This window comes from Aeromonas sp. R5-3 (genome assembly GCF_040908225.1).
GTDB classification, from domain to species: Bacteria; Pseudomonadota; Gammaproteobacteria; order Enterobacterales; family Aeromonadaceae; genus Aeromonas; species Aeromonas dhakensis.
The window spans coordinates 74,241-89,179 of sequence record NZ_JBFODH010000013.1 but is presented as its reverse complement, the minus strand read 5'-3'; the positions used below and the strand labels follow the sequence as shown (position 1 = coordinate 89,179).

The following is a 14,939-nucleotide window of genomic DNA, read 5'->3' as shown; positions in this document are numbered from 1 at the left end:
CCCCTTTACAGCCGGGGAGTTTGTCGAGCAAGCCCTCGGCGCCATAGGTCTGGTAGTTACGGCGGATCTCGTAGAACTGCTGGCGGCTGTAGCCGATGAGCTTACAGGCTTTGCTGACGTTATTGAGCTCTTTGGCGAGCTCTAGCAGGCTGAGTTTACGACGTGCTACTTTCTCGTTGGTGGTCATACGGTGACTCCGGATAACACGGTAGGGGTACCGTTTTGTTATCCGGTTTGAAGCCGTATGACCACTCCCTTTTGTGGGCAACTGTCAGGTGAATACCATCTCCATACATACAACGCTAGGATCTTTTTTGGCGTTGTTGCCATTCAACTACGGCAGCGGTGATGATGGGGGAAGGCGGTGTATCCTGCGGGCCGGTGATCTGCGGCCTGCCACGTTTGCGTTTTACCACCGTATCCTTTGCTTCCTTCACAATATCTGCCAGTTCTGGCCTATCTGATTGCGCCTCCATCCGTTCGCCGCTGACTTCCATCAGCGCCTTGTAATACTGCTCTTCTCCTAGCCTATTGGGTTTTACCTTGTCAGGATGTGGCCCACGGCGCCGGTTCGTGGTCGGGCTGGCTGGCAAGCTGCGTGAGCGCACATCATCGCGCATGGTTTGCACTTCCTGCGCCATTTGCAGAACATGGCCAAGCCGCTTGTTATCAACAATGGCCCCCTGATTCACGGGCGCGAGGTGATCATTGATGCAGTATTCCAAAAGCTCACCCTCTGGCCCACGTAACTCAACCCGATCATCGCAATAGTGGTACACCGTGATTTCTCGACCGATCAGGCGGCGTTGGGCGGGGGTATCGAACAACAGATATTGCACGCACCTTGTCATACTGGGTCGTAAGTCGCTTGGATACCTGTCTCGGCTCTTTCCAGATCAGCGTGTGCTCCAGATCGTCCTGTGGGCCCAAGGGCCGATGCACATCCAGCTCATGTAAAGGGGCCTTACCGAAACGCTGGTTGTAATCAACAATGAAGCCCGGTAGCCATGCATTGGCATCGACAATCGAGCTGATCCCCGCCAATCTCAGCTCCTTCACCAATCTGTCTTGCAAGGTCAAGTGTGCTCGCTCTACACGGCCCTTGGCCGCACTGCTGTGTGCACAGAAGCCATCGATGTTGAGCTCGTTCAGAGCACGAGCAAACTGTGTTTGTCCCTCTCCTCGTGCCGATTTGTGGTTGACCCTGAACACGCTGGCTTTGTCGCTGTAAAATGCCAGCGGTCTGCCGTGAGCGACCAGGTGATCGCGCAGTGTGCCAAAGTAGGCGAAGGTAGACTCCGAATGCACAAAACGCAGAGCGGTGATCTGGCTGGTCGCATCGTCCACAAACACGATGGCGGTACAGGCTGGCGCCCGATCTTCAAACCAGCGATGATCACAGCCGTCAATTTGGATAAGCTCACCAAAGCAGGCTCGCCGGTAGCGAGGTTGTTGGATCCTGGGAGGGCGCTGCCGACGCGGCACCCACAACCCCAGCTCGATCATCATCTGGCGAACCGTGCCGATGGCCAAATGGATGCCATGTAGCTCAGCCAACTTCTCAGCGGCTAATGTTGGCCCGAAATCAGGGTAATGCTGTAAAATGAGCCGTCCAGCACGATCCTTCACGCCGATGGGTAGCTGATGATTGCTAGGCTTGCCAATATGCTGTGAACGCAACCCCGGTGGCCCGGATAACTTATACCGATCGACTAATCGGTAAATTTGGCGAACAGATAAGTCCAGCCGCTGAGCCCCGATGCTTGCTGTTAGATGACCATCCACGATTGCTTGGATAGTCTTGAGCCGGTCGATCTCTCTCATGCTAAACCAGATCTCGTTACGTCTCATCAGGGAGGCCCTTGGCATGGTCGGTAACTAACCAGCTTAGCAACCCGGAGTGACACTTCAATTTGTCGTAAACATGACATTACTACTTAACCTTTACAACATAACTGCGTCACTAACTTTTTTATGTTAAATGATATCTTGTTGATCCAATGATATATTTGCAGCGCACTGGACCTCACCCCATCAAGAAGGGGAGAGTCAGGCTCTTCGGTGTTGGTCAGCGAATATTGAAGACTTGGTGAGAGATAACGGGCTTTAAAAATTAAAGTTGCAAGGTGATATGAGCCAGGAAATAGAAGTGAGCGGGGCGCAAGATAACGCCGAACGGCAGCGCCAGCACGTGAAACGCAAACAGGAAACTCACAGCCGGTTGCAATGCTGGATCAGCAATCGTCACGCCGAGCGGCTGGCCATGTTGGGGCAGTTGCTCGAAGACAACCAGGCATCCCTCATCGAACAGGCCATCGATCTGCTCTATCAGCAAGAGCAGAAACAGGATAAAGCACAGATCGATGCGCAAGCACCGGCGGAGCTGCTCGAGTAAACGCGCCAGCAACTTAGGCAGAGACCGAGAAACCGGGACATAAAAAAAGCCAGGTACGAATTCCTTGTACCTGGCATAGGGGAATTGGCTCCTTGCAGAGCCGTGCGCTAACTGGTGTTCGGATTGCCTTTAAGCTTAGACAAGGCTCAAGGCTTTTCAAGATCCGCGCAAAGGTTCAACCGGAGTGTGGGTTTTCCTGCTCCGCTACAACTTGCTACACGAACAGATTGTTATCGCGCACCAGCTCGCGGGGTAGGGCATTCTTAACCCGGCTGCCTACCCATTTCCCCATGCCCAGGGTATGACCCTGATAGCGGACGATCACCTCGCCAGTGCCGGTGGCTTGCTCCGGCCACACATCCCGCCCCATCATGAACTCCCGCGCATTCGCTATATCGAGCTCGACGAATCCCTTGCTCGCACCGTCACCATAGGCCAGTGCCCACTCATGGGTCAGCCGATACCCTTTCTTGAAAGTCTCCGCCAGTTTCAGTCCGATGCGATCAAAACGCAGCTTGCCCTGTACCTGCTCGAACAGCTGGGGGAAGAGCCAGATCTCCTCGCTGCGGCCAAACAGATTTCCCTGCGGCACCACCCCGAAGGTGGCTTCAATCTCGCGCAGCATGGGCCCGGACTCCTTGGCCGGCAGCGGCAAGAAGGGGAATTTGCCGAGCTTGCCCGGTTTGAACATGGTGTTGGGCACTGAGTGGTGCTTGCGCAATCTGGCGACGAAAAAGCCCTCACTGTCGAAGATCTGGGGCCAAACATGCAGGTATCCCTCTGGTGTGCAGGCCTGCTCTGCAGCGGGGAAGAGATCGGCCAGCGAGTCAAAGCTGAAGGCATCGCCGAACTTGTCTTGCAGTGACTGACAGACGGCCTGGTTCTCCTGCAGGCTCAGGGTACAGGTGGAGTAGACCAGTACGCCACCCGGTTTGAGAGCATGGAAGGCGCTCTCCAGCAACCCTTGCTGCACGGCGGCGATCTCGTCGATGCTCTCGATGCTCCAGTTGCGCAGGGCGTCTTCGTCCTTGCGCACCGTGCCCTCGCCGGAGCAGGGGGCGTCCAGCAGGATGGCATCGAAGGTTTCCGGCAACCACTGGCCGAAGACCTTGGCATCGAAATGGGTCATGCCCACGTTGGTCACACCGCAGCGCTGCAGATTGGCGCTGAGCACCTTGAGCCGGCTGCTGGAGTACTCGTTGGCAACCAGCATCCCCTGGTTGTCCATCAGGGCCGCAATCTGGGTGGTTTTGGAGCCGGGGGCCGCCGCCGCGTCCAGCAACATGCCGTCACGCCGGATCTTCTCACAGGCAAACAGGGCGGTGACCGGCAACATGGAGCTCGCCTCCTGAATGTAGAAGAGGCCGCTTAAATGCTCGGCGGTGTTGCCAAGGGGCACGCTCTCGTCTTCGCGACTGAGCCAGAAGCCGGTGTCGCACCAAGGCACGGGATCGATCTGCCAACCAAGCGGTTGCATCCGCGCCACAAACGCCGCCACCGATATCTTCAGGGTATTGACCCGGATGCTGCGCCGCAGCGGTCGTCGACAACTGGCCACGAACTCATCCATGGAGAGGTGCGCCGGCATGATGGCCGCGATATGGCGCAAGAAGTGATCGGGAAGATAGGTGTTGTCGTGCACGGAGCCGTCTCGTTGACCGAAAATGAGGGGCGACATCTTATCACAAGGGCAGGAATATTCTGAAAGCACAGCGGCTAAAAACAAGCCCGGCACAGTGCCGGGCTTGGGGGAGCGTGAGTGAGGGGAGCGATCAGGGCTGGATGCGGGGGCTCCACTCCTGCCACTCTTTCTCGGCCTTGGCATGCAGCGGGTAGCTGTGGCCGGCCTTGACGGTCGGCCCCATCTCTTTCTCCGGGGTGTTGAAGGCGATGCCGCCGGCGAGCAGGCTCTGCACCGTCTCCACCTCTATGGTGCCACCGGTCAGGCCGATATCCGCCTTGACCCCGGAGACGTTCCAGAAGCGAGTGTTGGCCCGCACCAGATGGGCGTACTCCTGCTCCACGTTGACATCGATCAGCACCTCGCTGCCATCGCGGGCCAGCGCTACCTTGGTCACGCTGCCCACCACCATCTTGCGAAACAGCAATGGGCTGCCGACGCTCAAACCGTTGACCGATGCGCTCTTGAGGGTGAGCGCCAGGCCGGCCGGGCCGCTCTGGCTGAGGGGAAAGCGATCCTTGCCAGCGCCCTGACCGGGCTGCGCCTCCACAAAGGCACCCTTGATCAGGGTATCGAGGTGGGCAACGCCGCCCAGCCCCAGCTTGGCCTGCACCAGGGTGAAGCGGGCACCAGACTGCAGGAAGCGCGCGGCATACTGGCCATCCAGCTCGGCCTTGAAGATCACCTGGCCCAGGGTCGGCTCCAGCTCAATCTGTTCAATCTTGCCGATGTCGACCCCGCGGTAGCGGATCGGGCTGCCGACCCCGAGCCCCGGGTTGTTGTCAGCCACCAAGGAGAGGGTCCGTACCTTGGCCTTGGCCTGCTCCTTGCTGTCAAACAGCTGATGACTGCTGCGGCCTGTACCGAGCCGATCGAATTCGATGGCGCCGCGCAGCAGGGTGGCGAGATTCCCTACCTTGACCTGCACGCCATCCACCCGCACCCGGGTATCCAGCGCCGGTTTTTTCCAGAATTGCGGCTGCTGCTCGAGCAAGGGGGCATAGACACCGGCGATCTCGAGTTCGATCTCCACCCCTTCCTTGGCGGCGCGCAGCGCATTGACCTTGCCGGCCTCGAGCCCCAGATAGAGCACCGGGGAGCCGATACCGATGCCATCGGCTTGTTCAGCCTTCAAGATCCAGCGACGGGGTTTGGCATCGCGGGTGCCGAGCAGGGCCAGCTCCTGGCTGGGATAGAGCCGGTTGACCCGCTCGCCAGAAAGGGCCTGCACCAGCTTGATGCCACCGCCAATCCAGGCGCTGGCCGGGCTGGTTTCCACCTTGATGCCGCTCAAGTCGGCATCGATCTGCAGCGGCGCCGCCCGATAGAAACGGGCCCGGTTGAGCAGGTGCTGATACTGGCTCTGCACGACCAGAGCCACGCTGGCGTTGCCACCGCCATCCAGGGTGAGCTGGCTGATCTGGCCCACCTGCAAGCCCTTGTACCAGAGCGGCGCCCCTTCGTTGAGGCCGGCCAGATCATCGGCCTGCAGCACCATCTTGATGCCACCCGGTTGCTCTTTGCTACTCAGGGTCATGGCCTTGACCCGCCCGCCCGCCACATAGTCGAGGCGAATGGCCGGGCCCGCCAGCAGGCGATCCGCATGCTTGATGCCGCCGGCGCCGAGGGAGACGCTCTCCCACACCAGACGGCTGTTGCCGGTGATCCGAAATGCCTGCTCCGGGTTGATCAGTGCGGTCACAACCCGGCCCTTGTCGGTGAGGCGAATGGGGTCGATGCGGCCGATCTCGATACCTTCAAACAGAATGGGCATCCCCTCCTTGATGGGCAGATCCCCCGCCTGGATATCAATTCGCTCGCCGCGGGCCGCCTCGGCCAAGCCTTTGTAGAGGGTGAAGACCTGGCCTTTCTCCGGCTCCGGGGAGTCCTTGGGAGAATCGAAGGCGATGCCGCCGCTCAGGATGGAGGTGAGGCTGCCGGCCTCCACATTGACCCCGGCCAGGCTGAAGGAGCCCTTGATGCCGCTGATGTTCCAGAAGCGGGTGTCGGCCTTGATGAGGTGTTCAAAACGCGGCTCGATCACCAGATCCAGGATCACGTTCTGGTTCTCTTCGCCAAGGCGGGTGTTGATGACGCTGCCCACCTCGATGCCGCGAAAATAGAGCTTGGCGCCGATGCCGACCGAGCCGAGTGAATCGGCGGTCAGGTGCAGCATCCGCCCCTGGGCCTGATAACCGGGGGGAGGGCCGTCCAGCGCGTCGAACTCCTCCTGTAGCGGGTTGTTGTCACGCCCGGGCTGCAGGTTGATGTAGTTGCCGGAGACCAGAGTATCGAGGCCGGAGATCTCGGTGAGCGACGCCTTGGGGCTCACCAGCCAGAAGTCCGAGCCTTTGCGGATGAGCGGGCGGGCCCGGCTGTCAATCTTGGCCAGCACGGCTATCTTGCGGCCATCCTCGGCCAGCGCCAGCTCCTGCACCACCCCGATGGCGACCCCCTGGTAGCGCACCTGGGTCTTGCCCGGCAGGATGCCGTTGCCCTGGGCGAAGTTGATGCGAATAAGCTGGCCACTGCTGACAAACTGCTGGTAGATGAAGCCCCCCGCCAGCAACAGGGCGATAAAGGGCAGCAACCAGACGGGTGACAACCAGCGACGCTTCTCAATGACGGGTTCAGCCCCGATCATACCGACTCCTTAATTGGCTGAGATAAACAGCAGTTCAGATAAAGACAAACAGTTTCAGGCATATGTGATGGCCGACCCTAACGGGCCGCCTTGTCCCACAGCAGGCGCGTATCCAGCATGCGGGCCGACATCATGGTCAGCACCACCACACCGGCAAAGGCGGTGGCGCCGGGGCCGGCCCGCACGTTGAGCAGCACCCCGCGATCCACCAGGGCCACCATCAGCGAGATGACGAACAAGTCCAGCATGGACCAGCGGCCGATGAAGTCGATGATGCGATACATGATGAGCTGGCGTTTGCGCCGCACCGGCTTGCTGCGCTGCAGTTGCCAGCAGATCCAGCCCAGCCCCAGGATCTTGCCCACCGGCACTATGATGCTGGCGGTGAGGACTATGGTGGCAATCCCCGACATCTTGCTGCGATAGAGCATCATGATACCGCTGAAGATGGTGTCGGACTGCAACAACCCCTTGTTGTAGAAGTGGGTGATGGGCAGCAGGTTGGCGGGCAACAACATGAAGCTGGCCAGCGCCAGCAAACCCCAGGACCAGGCCAGGGAGTGGGGAATGCGCACTTGCAGCCGGCTGTGGCAGCGAGGGCAGACGCTGCCCGCCTGATAGCGTACCAGCAGGCCGCAGGTGTGGCAGCGGCAGAGCCCCAGTTCACGGGCGCTGGTATGGGACATGGTCCGGCTCCTCCAGCGGTACCCGCTCCCAATAGGGGGCGGGGTCAAACAGGATCAGCAACGTCAGGTTGAGCAGCATCAGGATCCCCAGGCTGAGCAGGCCGCCGCCGAGGCGCACGTCGGCGATGTCGACCAGCTTGAACAGGGCGACCAGCAGGCTGACAATGTAGACCTCCAACATGGCCCAGTGGCGAAACACCTCCACCGCTTTCAGGGTCGGCGCCAGTATGTGCCAGCGTTTGGCGAGGCCCGAGGCCAGCGCAAAGATCCCGAGCAGCAAGCCCACCGGCGCCAGCACGGCGCACCAGAACACCAGCCCCGCCACCCAGATCTCGTGCTCGAGCAGCAGCACCATGATGCCCTTGAGCAGGTTGGCGTCCGAGTTGACGCCAGCCAGGCGCAGGTAGATCAGCGGCTCGAAGAAGGCGGACGGGAGCAACAGGAAACCGGTGATGGTCAGCGCCATCAGCTGGGAGGGGCGAAATGCGTAGCGCCCGTACAAATGCTGATGACAGCGGGGGCAGTGGGCGTGGCGCCCAAGCGGCAATAACTTGCGTTCGATCAGCAAGTCGCAAGCCGGGCAGACGATCACGGGATTGGGATCCGACATTACGATTCAACCTGTTGAAGGAATTGCTGAAATTTACCCTAAAAGCCGCGTCCTGTCTTGCCTGGCAGGGGTCTGCCACGAAAGTGTGATTGACGTTAACGTAAACGTGATATTAGATAGTCAGACCAGACAAGTGAAAGGAGTCATGATGTCCAGCCTTACCCCCTCGGCAGGTCTGCGCTTTCGCACCGCCCTCGCCAATGAACGCCCCCTGCAGATCGTCGGCACCATCAATGCCTACATGGCGCTGATGGCAGAGCGCAGCGGTTTTCAGTCCATTTACCTCTCGGGCGCCGGCGTGGCCAACGCCTCCTATGGCCTGCCGGATCTTGGCATGACCAGCCTGAACGACGTCTTGACCGACGCCGAACGCATCACGGCGGCGACCCGTGTGCCGCTTTTGGTCGACATCGACACCGGCTGGGGCGGGGCCTTCAACATCGCCCGCACCGTGCGCGCCTTCGAGCGAGCCGGAGTAGCTGCCGTGCACATGGAAGATCAGGTAGCCCAGAAGCGCTGTGGCCATCGGCCCAACAAGGCGGTGGTCTCGCAGGAGGAGATGTGCGATCGCATCAAGGCGGCGGTGGATGCCAGGGAGAACGACGAGTTCGTCATCATGGCCCGCACCGACGCGCTGGCGGTGGAGGGGATTGGCCCGGCGCTGGAGCGCGCCGCCGCCTACGTGGCCGCCGGGGCCGACATGATCTTCGCCGAGGCGGTAACCGAGCTCGGCCAGTATGACCTGTTCAAGCAGGCGGCCGGGGTGCCCATTCTCGCCAACATGACCGAATTCGGCAAAACCGAGCTGTTCGACAAGGAGGCGCTCGCCGCCCACGGCGTCGACATGGTGCTCTATCCCTTGAGCGCTAGCCGGGCAGCCAACCAGGCAGCCCTCAACGTCTATCAACACCTTCGCCAGGATGGCCATCAACGGGCCGTCGTCGACACCATGCAGACCCGGGAGTCGCTCTACGACTTCCTCGGTTATCACCACTACGAGCAGACGCTGGACCGTCTGTTTACATCCAAGGATTAGGAGGAAGAATGGGACAGCAAAAACCGTTGGGTGGCGCCGGCCTGCGTGGCCAGAGCGCGGGGGAGACCAGCATCTGCACCGTGGGCAAGAGCGGCACCGGGCTCACCTATCGCGGCTATGACATCCAGGAGCTGGCCGACGGCGCCCAGTTCGAAGAAGTCGCCTACCTGCTGCTCAAGGGCGAGCTGCCGGACGAGCAGCAGCTCGAGGATTACAAGCGGACCCTGCGCAGCCTGCGCACCCTGCCAGCCGCCTTGCTGGAAGTACTCGAGCGCATTCCTGCCGACGCCCATCCCATGGATGTGCTGCGCACCGGCTGCTCCATGCTCGGCGATCTGGAGCCGGAGGACGGCTTCGAGCATGAGCATGAAGTGGCGGATCGGCTGCTGGCCGCCTTTCCGGGCATTCTCCTTTACTGGTACAAGTTCAGCCACGACGGGGTGCGCATCACCCTCGACACCGACGAGGAGTGCATCGGCGGACACTTCCTGGCGCTGCTGCACCAGAAGGCGCCGAGCGAGCTGGAGCGCCGGGTGATGCACGTCTCCCTCATTCTCTACGCCGAGCATGAGTTCAATGCCTCCACCTTTGCGGCGCGGGTCTGCGCCTCGACGCTCTCTGACATGTTCTCCTGCGTCACCGCGGCCATCGGCACCCTGCGCGGCCCGCTGCACGGCGGCGCCAACGAGGCGGCCATGGCGATGATCGAACCCTGGCAGGATGAGGCCCAGGCGCGGCGCGAGCTGCAGGCCAAGCTGGCAGCCAAGGAGAAGATCATGGGCTTTGGCCACGCCGTCTATCGCACCTCGGATCCGCGCAACGTCATCATCAAGAACTGGTCGGCCAAGCTGGCCGAGGCGGTGGGCGATGACCGGCTCTATCGCGTCTCCTGCGAGGCGGAGAAAGTGATGTGGGAGGAGAAAGAGCTCTTCCCCAACGCCGACTTCTTCCACGCCAGCGCCTACCACTACATGGGGATCCCGACCAAGCTGTTCACCCCCATCTTCGTCTGCTCGCGGGTCACCGGCTGGTGCGCCCACGTGATGGAGCAGCGCGAACACAACCGGATCATCCGCCCGAGCGCCGATTACGTCGGCCCGGCGCCCCGGCATTTCGTCTCGCTGCAGCAGCGATAACCATGGGCAGCCCTGTCACTCCCTTGTCGCACCCGGCCCCGGCCACAGCGGGGTCGATGTGCGCAGGCGGGCGGGCAGGGCGCCGTTTCATCACCCCGTTTCATTCACTACAACGATAAGGAAGTCACGATGTCCGCCAACGTCGACGTCAACCACAGACCAGACCCCGACCAGGTGCTGGTCGATATTGCCGATTACGTCTGCAATCACCCCATTACCAGCCAGGCCGCCCTCGATACCGCCCGTTACTGCCTGATGGATACCCTGGGCTGCGGCCTCTTGGCCCTGCGTTTTCCCGAGTGCACCAAGCACCTTGGCCCCATCGTACCGGGCACCGTCGTACCCTTCGGCGCCCGGGTACCCGGTACCCAGCTCTGCCTCGACCCGGTCAAGGCCGCCTGGGATATCGGCGCCATCATCCGCTGGCTCGATTACAACGACACCTGGCTGGCCGCCGAGTGGGGTCACCCTTCCGACAACCTGGGCGGGATCCTCGCCACCGCCGACTGGCTCTCCCGTACCCGGGTGGCAGAAGGCAAGGCGCCGCTCACCATGAGCGATGTGCTGACGGCCATGGTGAAGGCCCACGAGATCCAGGGGGTACTGGCGCTGGAGAACTCCTTCAACCGGGTCGGTCTCGATCACGTGGTGCTGGTGAAGGTCGCCAGTACCGCCGTGGTGACCCACATGCTGGGGGGTACCCGCGATCAGGTGATCGATGCGGTCTCCCAGGCCTGGGTCGATGGCCAGAGCCTGCGTACCTACCGTCATGCCCCCAATGCGGGTTCGCGCAAGAGCTGGGCTGCGGGGGATGCCACCTCCCGCGCGGTGCGCCTGGCGCTGATCACCATGAGCGGCGAGATGGGTTATCCCGGCGCTCTGACGGCTCCCAAGTGGGGCTTCTACGACGTGCTGTTCAAGGGCAACCAGTTCGCCCTGCATCAGGGGTACGGCAGCTATGTGATGGAGAACGTGCTGTTCAAGATCTCTTACCCTGCCGAGTTCCACGCCCAGACCGCGGTGGAGTGCGCCATGAAGCTGCATGAGCAGGTGAAGGGACGCCTCGACGAGATCGACCGCATCGAGCTCACCACCCATGAGTCGGCCATTCGCATCATCAGCAAGGTGGGTGCCCTCAACAACCCGGCGGACCGAGATCACTGCCTGCAGTACATGGTGGCGGTGCCGCTCATCTTCGGGCGTCTCATCGCCGAGGATTACGAGGACGCCGTGGCCGCCGATCCCCGCATCGATGGGCTGCGCGCCAAGATGGTGGTGCAGGAGGACAAGCGCTACAGCCGCGAGTATCTGGAAGCGGACAAGCGATCCATTGCCAACGCCATCCAGATCTTCTTCAAGGACGGCACCAACACCGCCAAGGTGGAGGTGGAGTACCCGGTCGGCCATCGTCGTCGCCGCGAGGAGGGGATCCCGCTGCTGGTAGAGAAATTCCGCCACAACCTGGCCACCCGCTTCCCGGCCAAACGGGCCGAGGCGATCCTCGCCCTCTGCCAGGATGGCAAGCAACTGGCCGCCACCCCGGTGCACGCCTTCATGGATCTGCTGGTGATCTGACCGCACTCCTGTCCAGTAATAAACGAAAAGCGGGCCACTCGGCCCGCTTTGTCATGTTTGACTGCATGTGTGCCTGCATGACTCCCAAGGTCAATCCAGCACTGTGTCATCGCCCGCCAGCAGCGCCTGCATTATCGCCGTCTCGCGGCTGGCGATGGTCTCGAGAAACTCGCTGGCCCGCCCCATGTGGTGACAGACCCGGTAACCCCGCTCGACAAAGGAGAAGAGCTCGCCCAGCCCCGCCAGATGGGCCGGCCCCGATATCAGCTTCAAGGTTGCCCCGAGCAGCGGTTTTCTGGCCAGCCGGTCCAGGGTCATCCCCAGTTCGTTGACCAGTTGCAACTGATGACGGCGGCGCGCTTCTTCACCCACCTCCTGATAGGCGAGGGCATAGGTCCTGGCGTTTAGGCGCGCCATGCTGCCGCCGCGACGCAGCGCCACCACCATCAGGTAATCGAGCTCCTCGGAGAGAGCATCGAGTTCAATGGCCTGCGCCAGCACCTTGAGGCCGGACTCCGGCAACAGCCGCTCGGCGGTCGGCATCACCCGCATCACGTCCGCATCGCGGCGGGCACAATCCCCCGGCCCGTAGAGGTCGGTCAGGAAAAACTGCGCGGCCGGGCCGTAGCGCTTGCTCTCCAGCAGATCGCGGTGAGTGCGCCCCAGCCGGTCGGCCTGCCATTGGCGCAGTGCGTCCCTGTCTTGCTGATCCTGCGGGTGGGTGCGCATCTGCTCACGCAAGGCGGCCACCTGGTTGAGCTGACGGTAGAGTCGCCCCAGGGTGCTCTCTTCATCCAGGTGGTGGTCATCGGATGGTTGTTTCTCTTGGGTCATCTGCTGCTCTCTTGACCTGTGTTCTCTGGTGTATCCCATGGCCTGTGACGGATAAAACGGGCGGCCAGCGAGGGGCGGGAGCCACTCGTCACGAGCCGCCAGCCCAGTGTAACGCGGCGGCAACCCAGGCGGAATCGATGGAGCTTTTACTCGACAGCCTTTGTTAAGTGAGTCCCAAATATGTTGCAAATCACTTTCACTTGTTTGATTCATGTGTTTAATATCAGTAAATGTCGTCACCGCTCAGAGAGTTAGCATGTTTCTATACGATCCCCTTGCCGGCAGCAACCTGTCAACCATCCAGGTCAGCCGTCAACACCCGCTCGGCCTCGCCGGCGCTCGGCTCGCTGCCGAAGCCATCGCCCAGGACATGAGCGAAGAGTACGAACTCGACTGCGAGTGGGAAGACGAGGAGGAGACCCGCTTGCTGTTTCGCGGCGCCGGGGTCAATGGCTCCCTCTGCCTCACCGAGGATACCCTGTCGCTGGAAGTGCGCCTCGGCCTGATGCTGTTGCCGGTACGCAGCGTACTGGAGCAGGAGATCCTCGAATATGTCGATCAGCGCCTGCCTTGTCCCACGCGGCGATAACCAATCCAATAAAGACTGATCCAGCACAATAAATAATGGTGAAATAGCGCGCTTTATATTCTTTTGACGAAACAGCCGACCTGGAGATTATTATTCAGGCGGCATATCACAAGTCGTATTTTTAATTTTCACGGGGCAATAAGAGCCTCTGCCTTTGTCATGGATGGCTGGCGTTAATTAATCGCCGTGCAGTTTCACCAACATAAGAAAACATTGTTTGTTGCTTCCGTTCTGGTCGCCGACGTCCAGAACGAAATGTGGCACAAATAATGCGAAACAATAGGGATAATACATGTCTGTGTGTGAACTCATCTCCTGTGTCGATACCGCCTGGCTGCGGATGGACAGACCCAACAACTTGATGCAGATCGTCGGCGTGCTGATGTTCGACGGTCAGCTGGATGAAACCAGATTGCGCGAGAGCCTGCTGCACACCGTACGGGTACAGCCACGCTTCGCACAGAAAGCCTGCCTGGAAGGGGGGGAGTACTACTGGCGTACCGACCCCGACTTCGATCTCGACCTGCATCTCAAGCGGGTGATCCTGCCGGGCAAGGCCGGCAAGGCCGAGCTGGAGCGGCTGGTGGCCGACTTTGCCTCCACCCCCCTCAACCACCAGCGTCCGCTCTGGGAGATGCACCTGGTAGACACCTCCCTCGGCGGCCAGGCGCTGGTGGTGCGCTTTCATCACGCCATGGGGGACGGCTTCTCCCTGGTGCGGGCCATGCTGACCATGATGGACGAGAGCCCGGTTGCCCCTCCCAGACCGCAGCCCGAGCCAGTGGCCAACGACGACGGCGACGAAGAGCACGATCAGCAGGGCAGTCGCCTGCTGCGGGCCGGCCTCAAGCTGACCGGCACCCTCTGGTCCAAATACGTCGAGGTGCTGACCCACCCCACCAAGGCGATGGACTACCTCAAGACCAGCCGGGACGTGACCGCCGAGCTCTACACCATCGCCACCCTCTCCGATGATGCCGATACCCGGCTCAGGGGAGAGACCGGCAGCACCAAGCGGGTTGCCTGGTCTGAACAGATCCCGCTGCCGGATGTGAAGGCGGTGGGGCGGGTGCTCGGCTGCTCGGTCAACGACCTGCTGATCGCCGCCACCGCCGGGGCCTTTCGCCACTATCTGTTGGAGAAGGGCGACGAGGCCGACGTCGACATCCGGGCCCTGGTGCCGGTCAACATGCGCGCCCCGGACGACAAGGGGGCCCTTGGCAACCGCTTCGGGCTGGTGGCCCTGGATCTGCCCCTCAACATCGAACATCCGCTGCAACGCCTCTATGCGGTGCGGGATCGGATGCAGGCGCTCAAATCCTCCCTGCAACCGGCAGTGGTGCTCAACCTGCTGGAAGTGATGGGCATGGCCCCCAAAGCGGTGCAGCAGCAGGCCATCGACATCCTCTCCGCCAAGGCCAGCGCCGTCATCACCAACGTACCTGGCCCGCAGCAGACCCTCTATCTGGCCGGCGCCAGGTTGCGTCAGCCGTTGTTCTGGGTGCCCCAGGCCGGCGACATTGCGGTCGGCGTCTCCATCCTCTCCTATGACAACAAGGTGCAGGTGGGCCTGATCACCGACAAGAAACGGGTGCCGGACCCCGACCTCATCGTCGAGCGCTTCGCGGTGGAGTTTGAGCAGTTGTTGCTGCTGGTGCTGATGGAGCCGGATCTGCTCTGCGACCCCGCCATGCTGGATCAGCTGCTGCACGGCTGATCCGCCGCGTTTCAAAAGCAAGAGGCCAACCCGGGG

14 protein-coding genes are annotated in these 14,939 nt (G+C 61.3%); 6 read left to right on the top strand and 8 right to left on the bottom strand.

Annotated elements, in window-relative coordinates:
* From AB5Y95_RS06205 to AB5Y95_RS06195, 3 genes are all read right to left on the bottom strand, one after another.
* A partial coding sequence (locus AB5Y95_RS06205; RefSeq protein WP_139127921.1) for a helix-turn-helix domain-containing protein occupies positions 1–187 on the bottom strand: 187 nt, incomplete at its 3' end.
* A 115-nt stretch (positions 188–302) separates the two neighbouring features.
* Positions 303–725 carry a hypothetical protein gene (locus AB5Y95_RS06200; RefSeq protein WP_368160066.1) on the bottom strand — a complete coding sequence of 141 codons (423 nt, stop codon included), beginning with the start codon at positions 723–725 and terminating at the stop codon, positions 303–305.
* A 34-nt stretch (positions 726–759) separates the two neighbouring features.
* Positions 760–1,824 (bottom strand): ISNCY family transposase, encoded by a 1,065-nt coding sequence (locus tag AB5Y95_RS06195; protein ID WP_368160063.1) that lies wholly within the window; start codon positions 1,822–1,824, stop codon positions 760–762.
* Positions 1,825–2,131: 307 nt separating this feature from the next.
* Here AB5Y95_RS06195 and AB5Y95_RS06190 point away from each other — a divergent pair, with 307 nt between their 5' ends.
* The gene (locus AB5Y95_RS06190) at positions 2,132–2,395 is read left to right on the top strand and encodes a RepB family protein (protein WP_368160061.1); all 264 of its coding nucleotides are present in this window, start codon (positions 2,132–2,134) and stop codon (positions 2,393–2,395) included.
* A 214-nt stretch (positions 2,396–2,609) separates the two neighbouring features.
* Here AB5Y95_RS06190 and rsmF read toward each other — a convergent pair whose 3' ends face one another.
* The 4 genes from rsmF to AB5Y95_RS06170 all read right to left on the bottom strand — a co-directional run bounded on the left by rsmF (position 2,610) and on the right by AB5Y95_RS06170 (position 8,016).
* Positions 2,610–4,037 carry a 16S rRNA (cytosine(1407)-C(5))-methyltransferase RsmF gene (gene rsmF, locus AB5Y95_RS06185; protein ID WP_368160071.1) on the bottom strand — a complete coding sequence of 476 codons (1,428 nt, stop codon included), beginning with the start codon at positions 4,035–4,037 and terminating at the stop codon, positions 2,610–2,612.
* Positions 4,038–4,167: 130 nt separating this feature from the next.
* Positions 4,168–6,720, bottom strand: a complete 2,553-nt coding sequence (locus AB5Y95_RS06180; protein WP_368160058.1) for an MlaD family protein — start codon at positions 6,718–6,720, stop codon at positions 4,168–4,170.
* A 77-nt stretch (positions 6,721–6,797) separates the two neighbouring features.
* Complete coding sequence (locus AB5Y95_RS06175; protein WP_368160056.1) at positions 6,798–7,406, bottom strand: paraquat-inducible protein A; 609 nt, start codon at positions 7,404–7,406, stop codon at positions 6,798–6,800.
* Positions 7,384–8,016, bottom strand: a complete 633-nt coding sequence (locus tag AB5Y95_RS06170) for a paraquat-inducible protein A (protein ID WP_368160054.1) — start codon at positions 8,014–8,016, stop codon at positions 7,384–7,386. Before AB5Y95_RS06170 ends, AB5Y95_RS06175 begins: the two co-directional genes overlap by 23 nt.
* A gap of 148 nt (positions 8,017–8,164) precedes the next feature.
* On the opposite strand from AB5Y95_RS06170, the gene prpB reads away from it, so the two are divergent.
* The 3 genes from prpB (at position 8,165) to AB5Y95_RS06155 (ending at position 11,763) form a co-directional block, all read left to right on the top strand.
* Positions 8,165–9,052, top strand: coding sequence for a methylisocitrate lyase (gene prpB / locus AB5Y95_RS06165; RefSeq protein WP_368160051.1), 888 nt, complete (start codon positions 8,165–8,167; stop codon positions 9,050–9,052).
* A gap of 8 nt (positions 9,053–9,060) precedes the next feature.
* Positions 9,061–10,188 carry a 2-methylcitrate synthase gene (gene prpC, locus AB5Y95_RS06160; RefSeq protein WP_368160048.1) on the top strand — a complete coding sequence of 376 codons (1,128 nt, stop codon included), beginning with the start codon at positions 9,061–9,063 and terminating at the stop codon, positions 10,186–10,188.
* Positions 10,189–10,317: 129 nt separating this feature from the next.
* The gene (locus AB5Y95_RS06155; protein WP_368160046.1) at positions 10,318–11,763 is read left to right on the top strand and encodes a bifunctional 2-methylcitrate dehydratase/aconitate hydratase; all 1,446 of its coding nucleotides are present in this window, start codon (positions 10,318–10,320) and stop codon (positions 11,761–11,763) included.
* A gap of 90 nt (positions 11,764–11,853) precedes the next feature.
* Here the strand turns inward: AB5Y95_RS06155 and AB5Y95_RS06150 are convergent, their stop codons facing one another.
* Positions 11,854–12,597, bottom strand: coding sequence for a hypothetical protein (locus AB5Y95_RS06150; RefSeq protein WP_368160044.1), 744 nt, complete (start codon positions 12,595–12,597; stop codon positions 11,854–11,856).
* Positions 12,598–12,808: 211 nt separating this feature from the next.
* Between AB5Y95_RS06150 and AB5Y95_RS06145 the strand changes: the two genes are divergently transcribed.
* Positions 12,809–13,186 (top strand): polyhydroxyalkanoic acid system family protein, encoded by a 378-nt coding sequence (locus AB5Y95_RS06145; protein WP_017779030.1) that lies wholly within the window; start codon positions 12,809–12,811, stop codon positions 13,184–13,186.
* Positions 13,187–13,478: 292 nt separating this feature from the next.
* The gene (locus tag AB5Y95_RS06140; protein ID WP_368160041.1) at positions 13,479–14,903 is read left to right on the top strand and encodes a wax ester/triacylglycerol synthase family O-acyltransferase; all 1,425 of its coding nucleotides are present in this window, start codon (positions 13,479–13,481) and stop codon (positions 14,901–14,903) included.
* Positions 14,904–14,939: the final 36 nt, after the last annotated feature.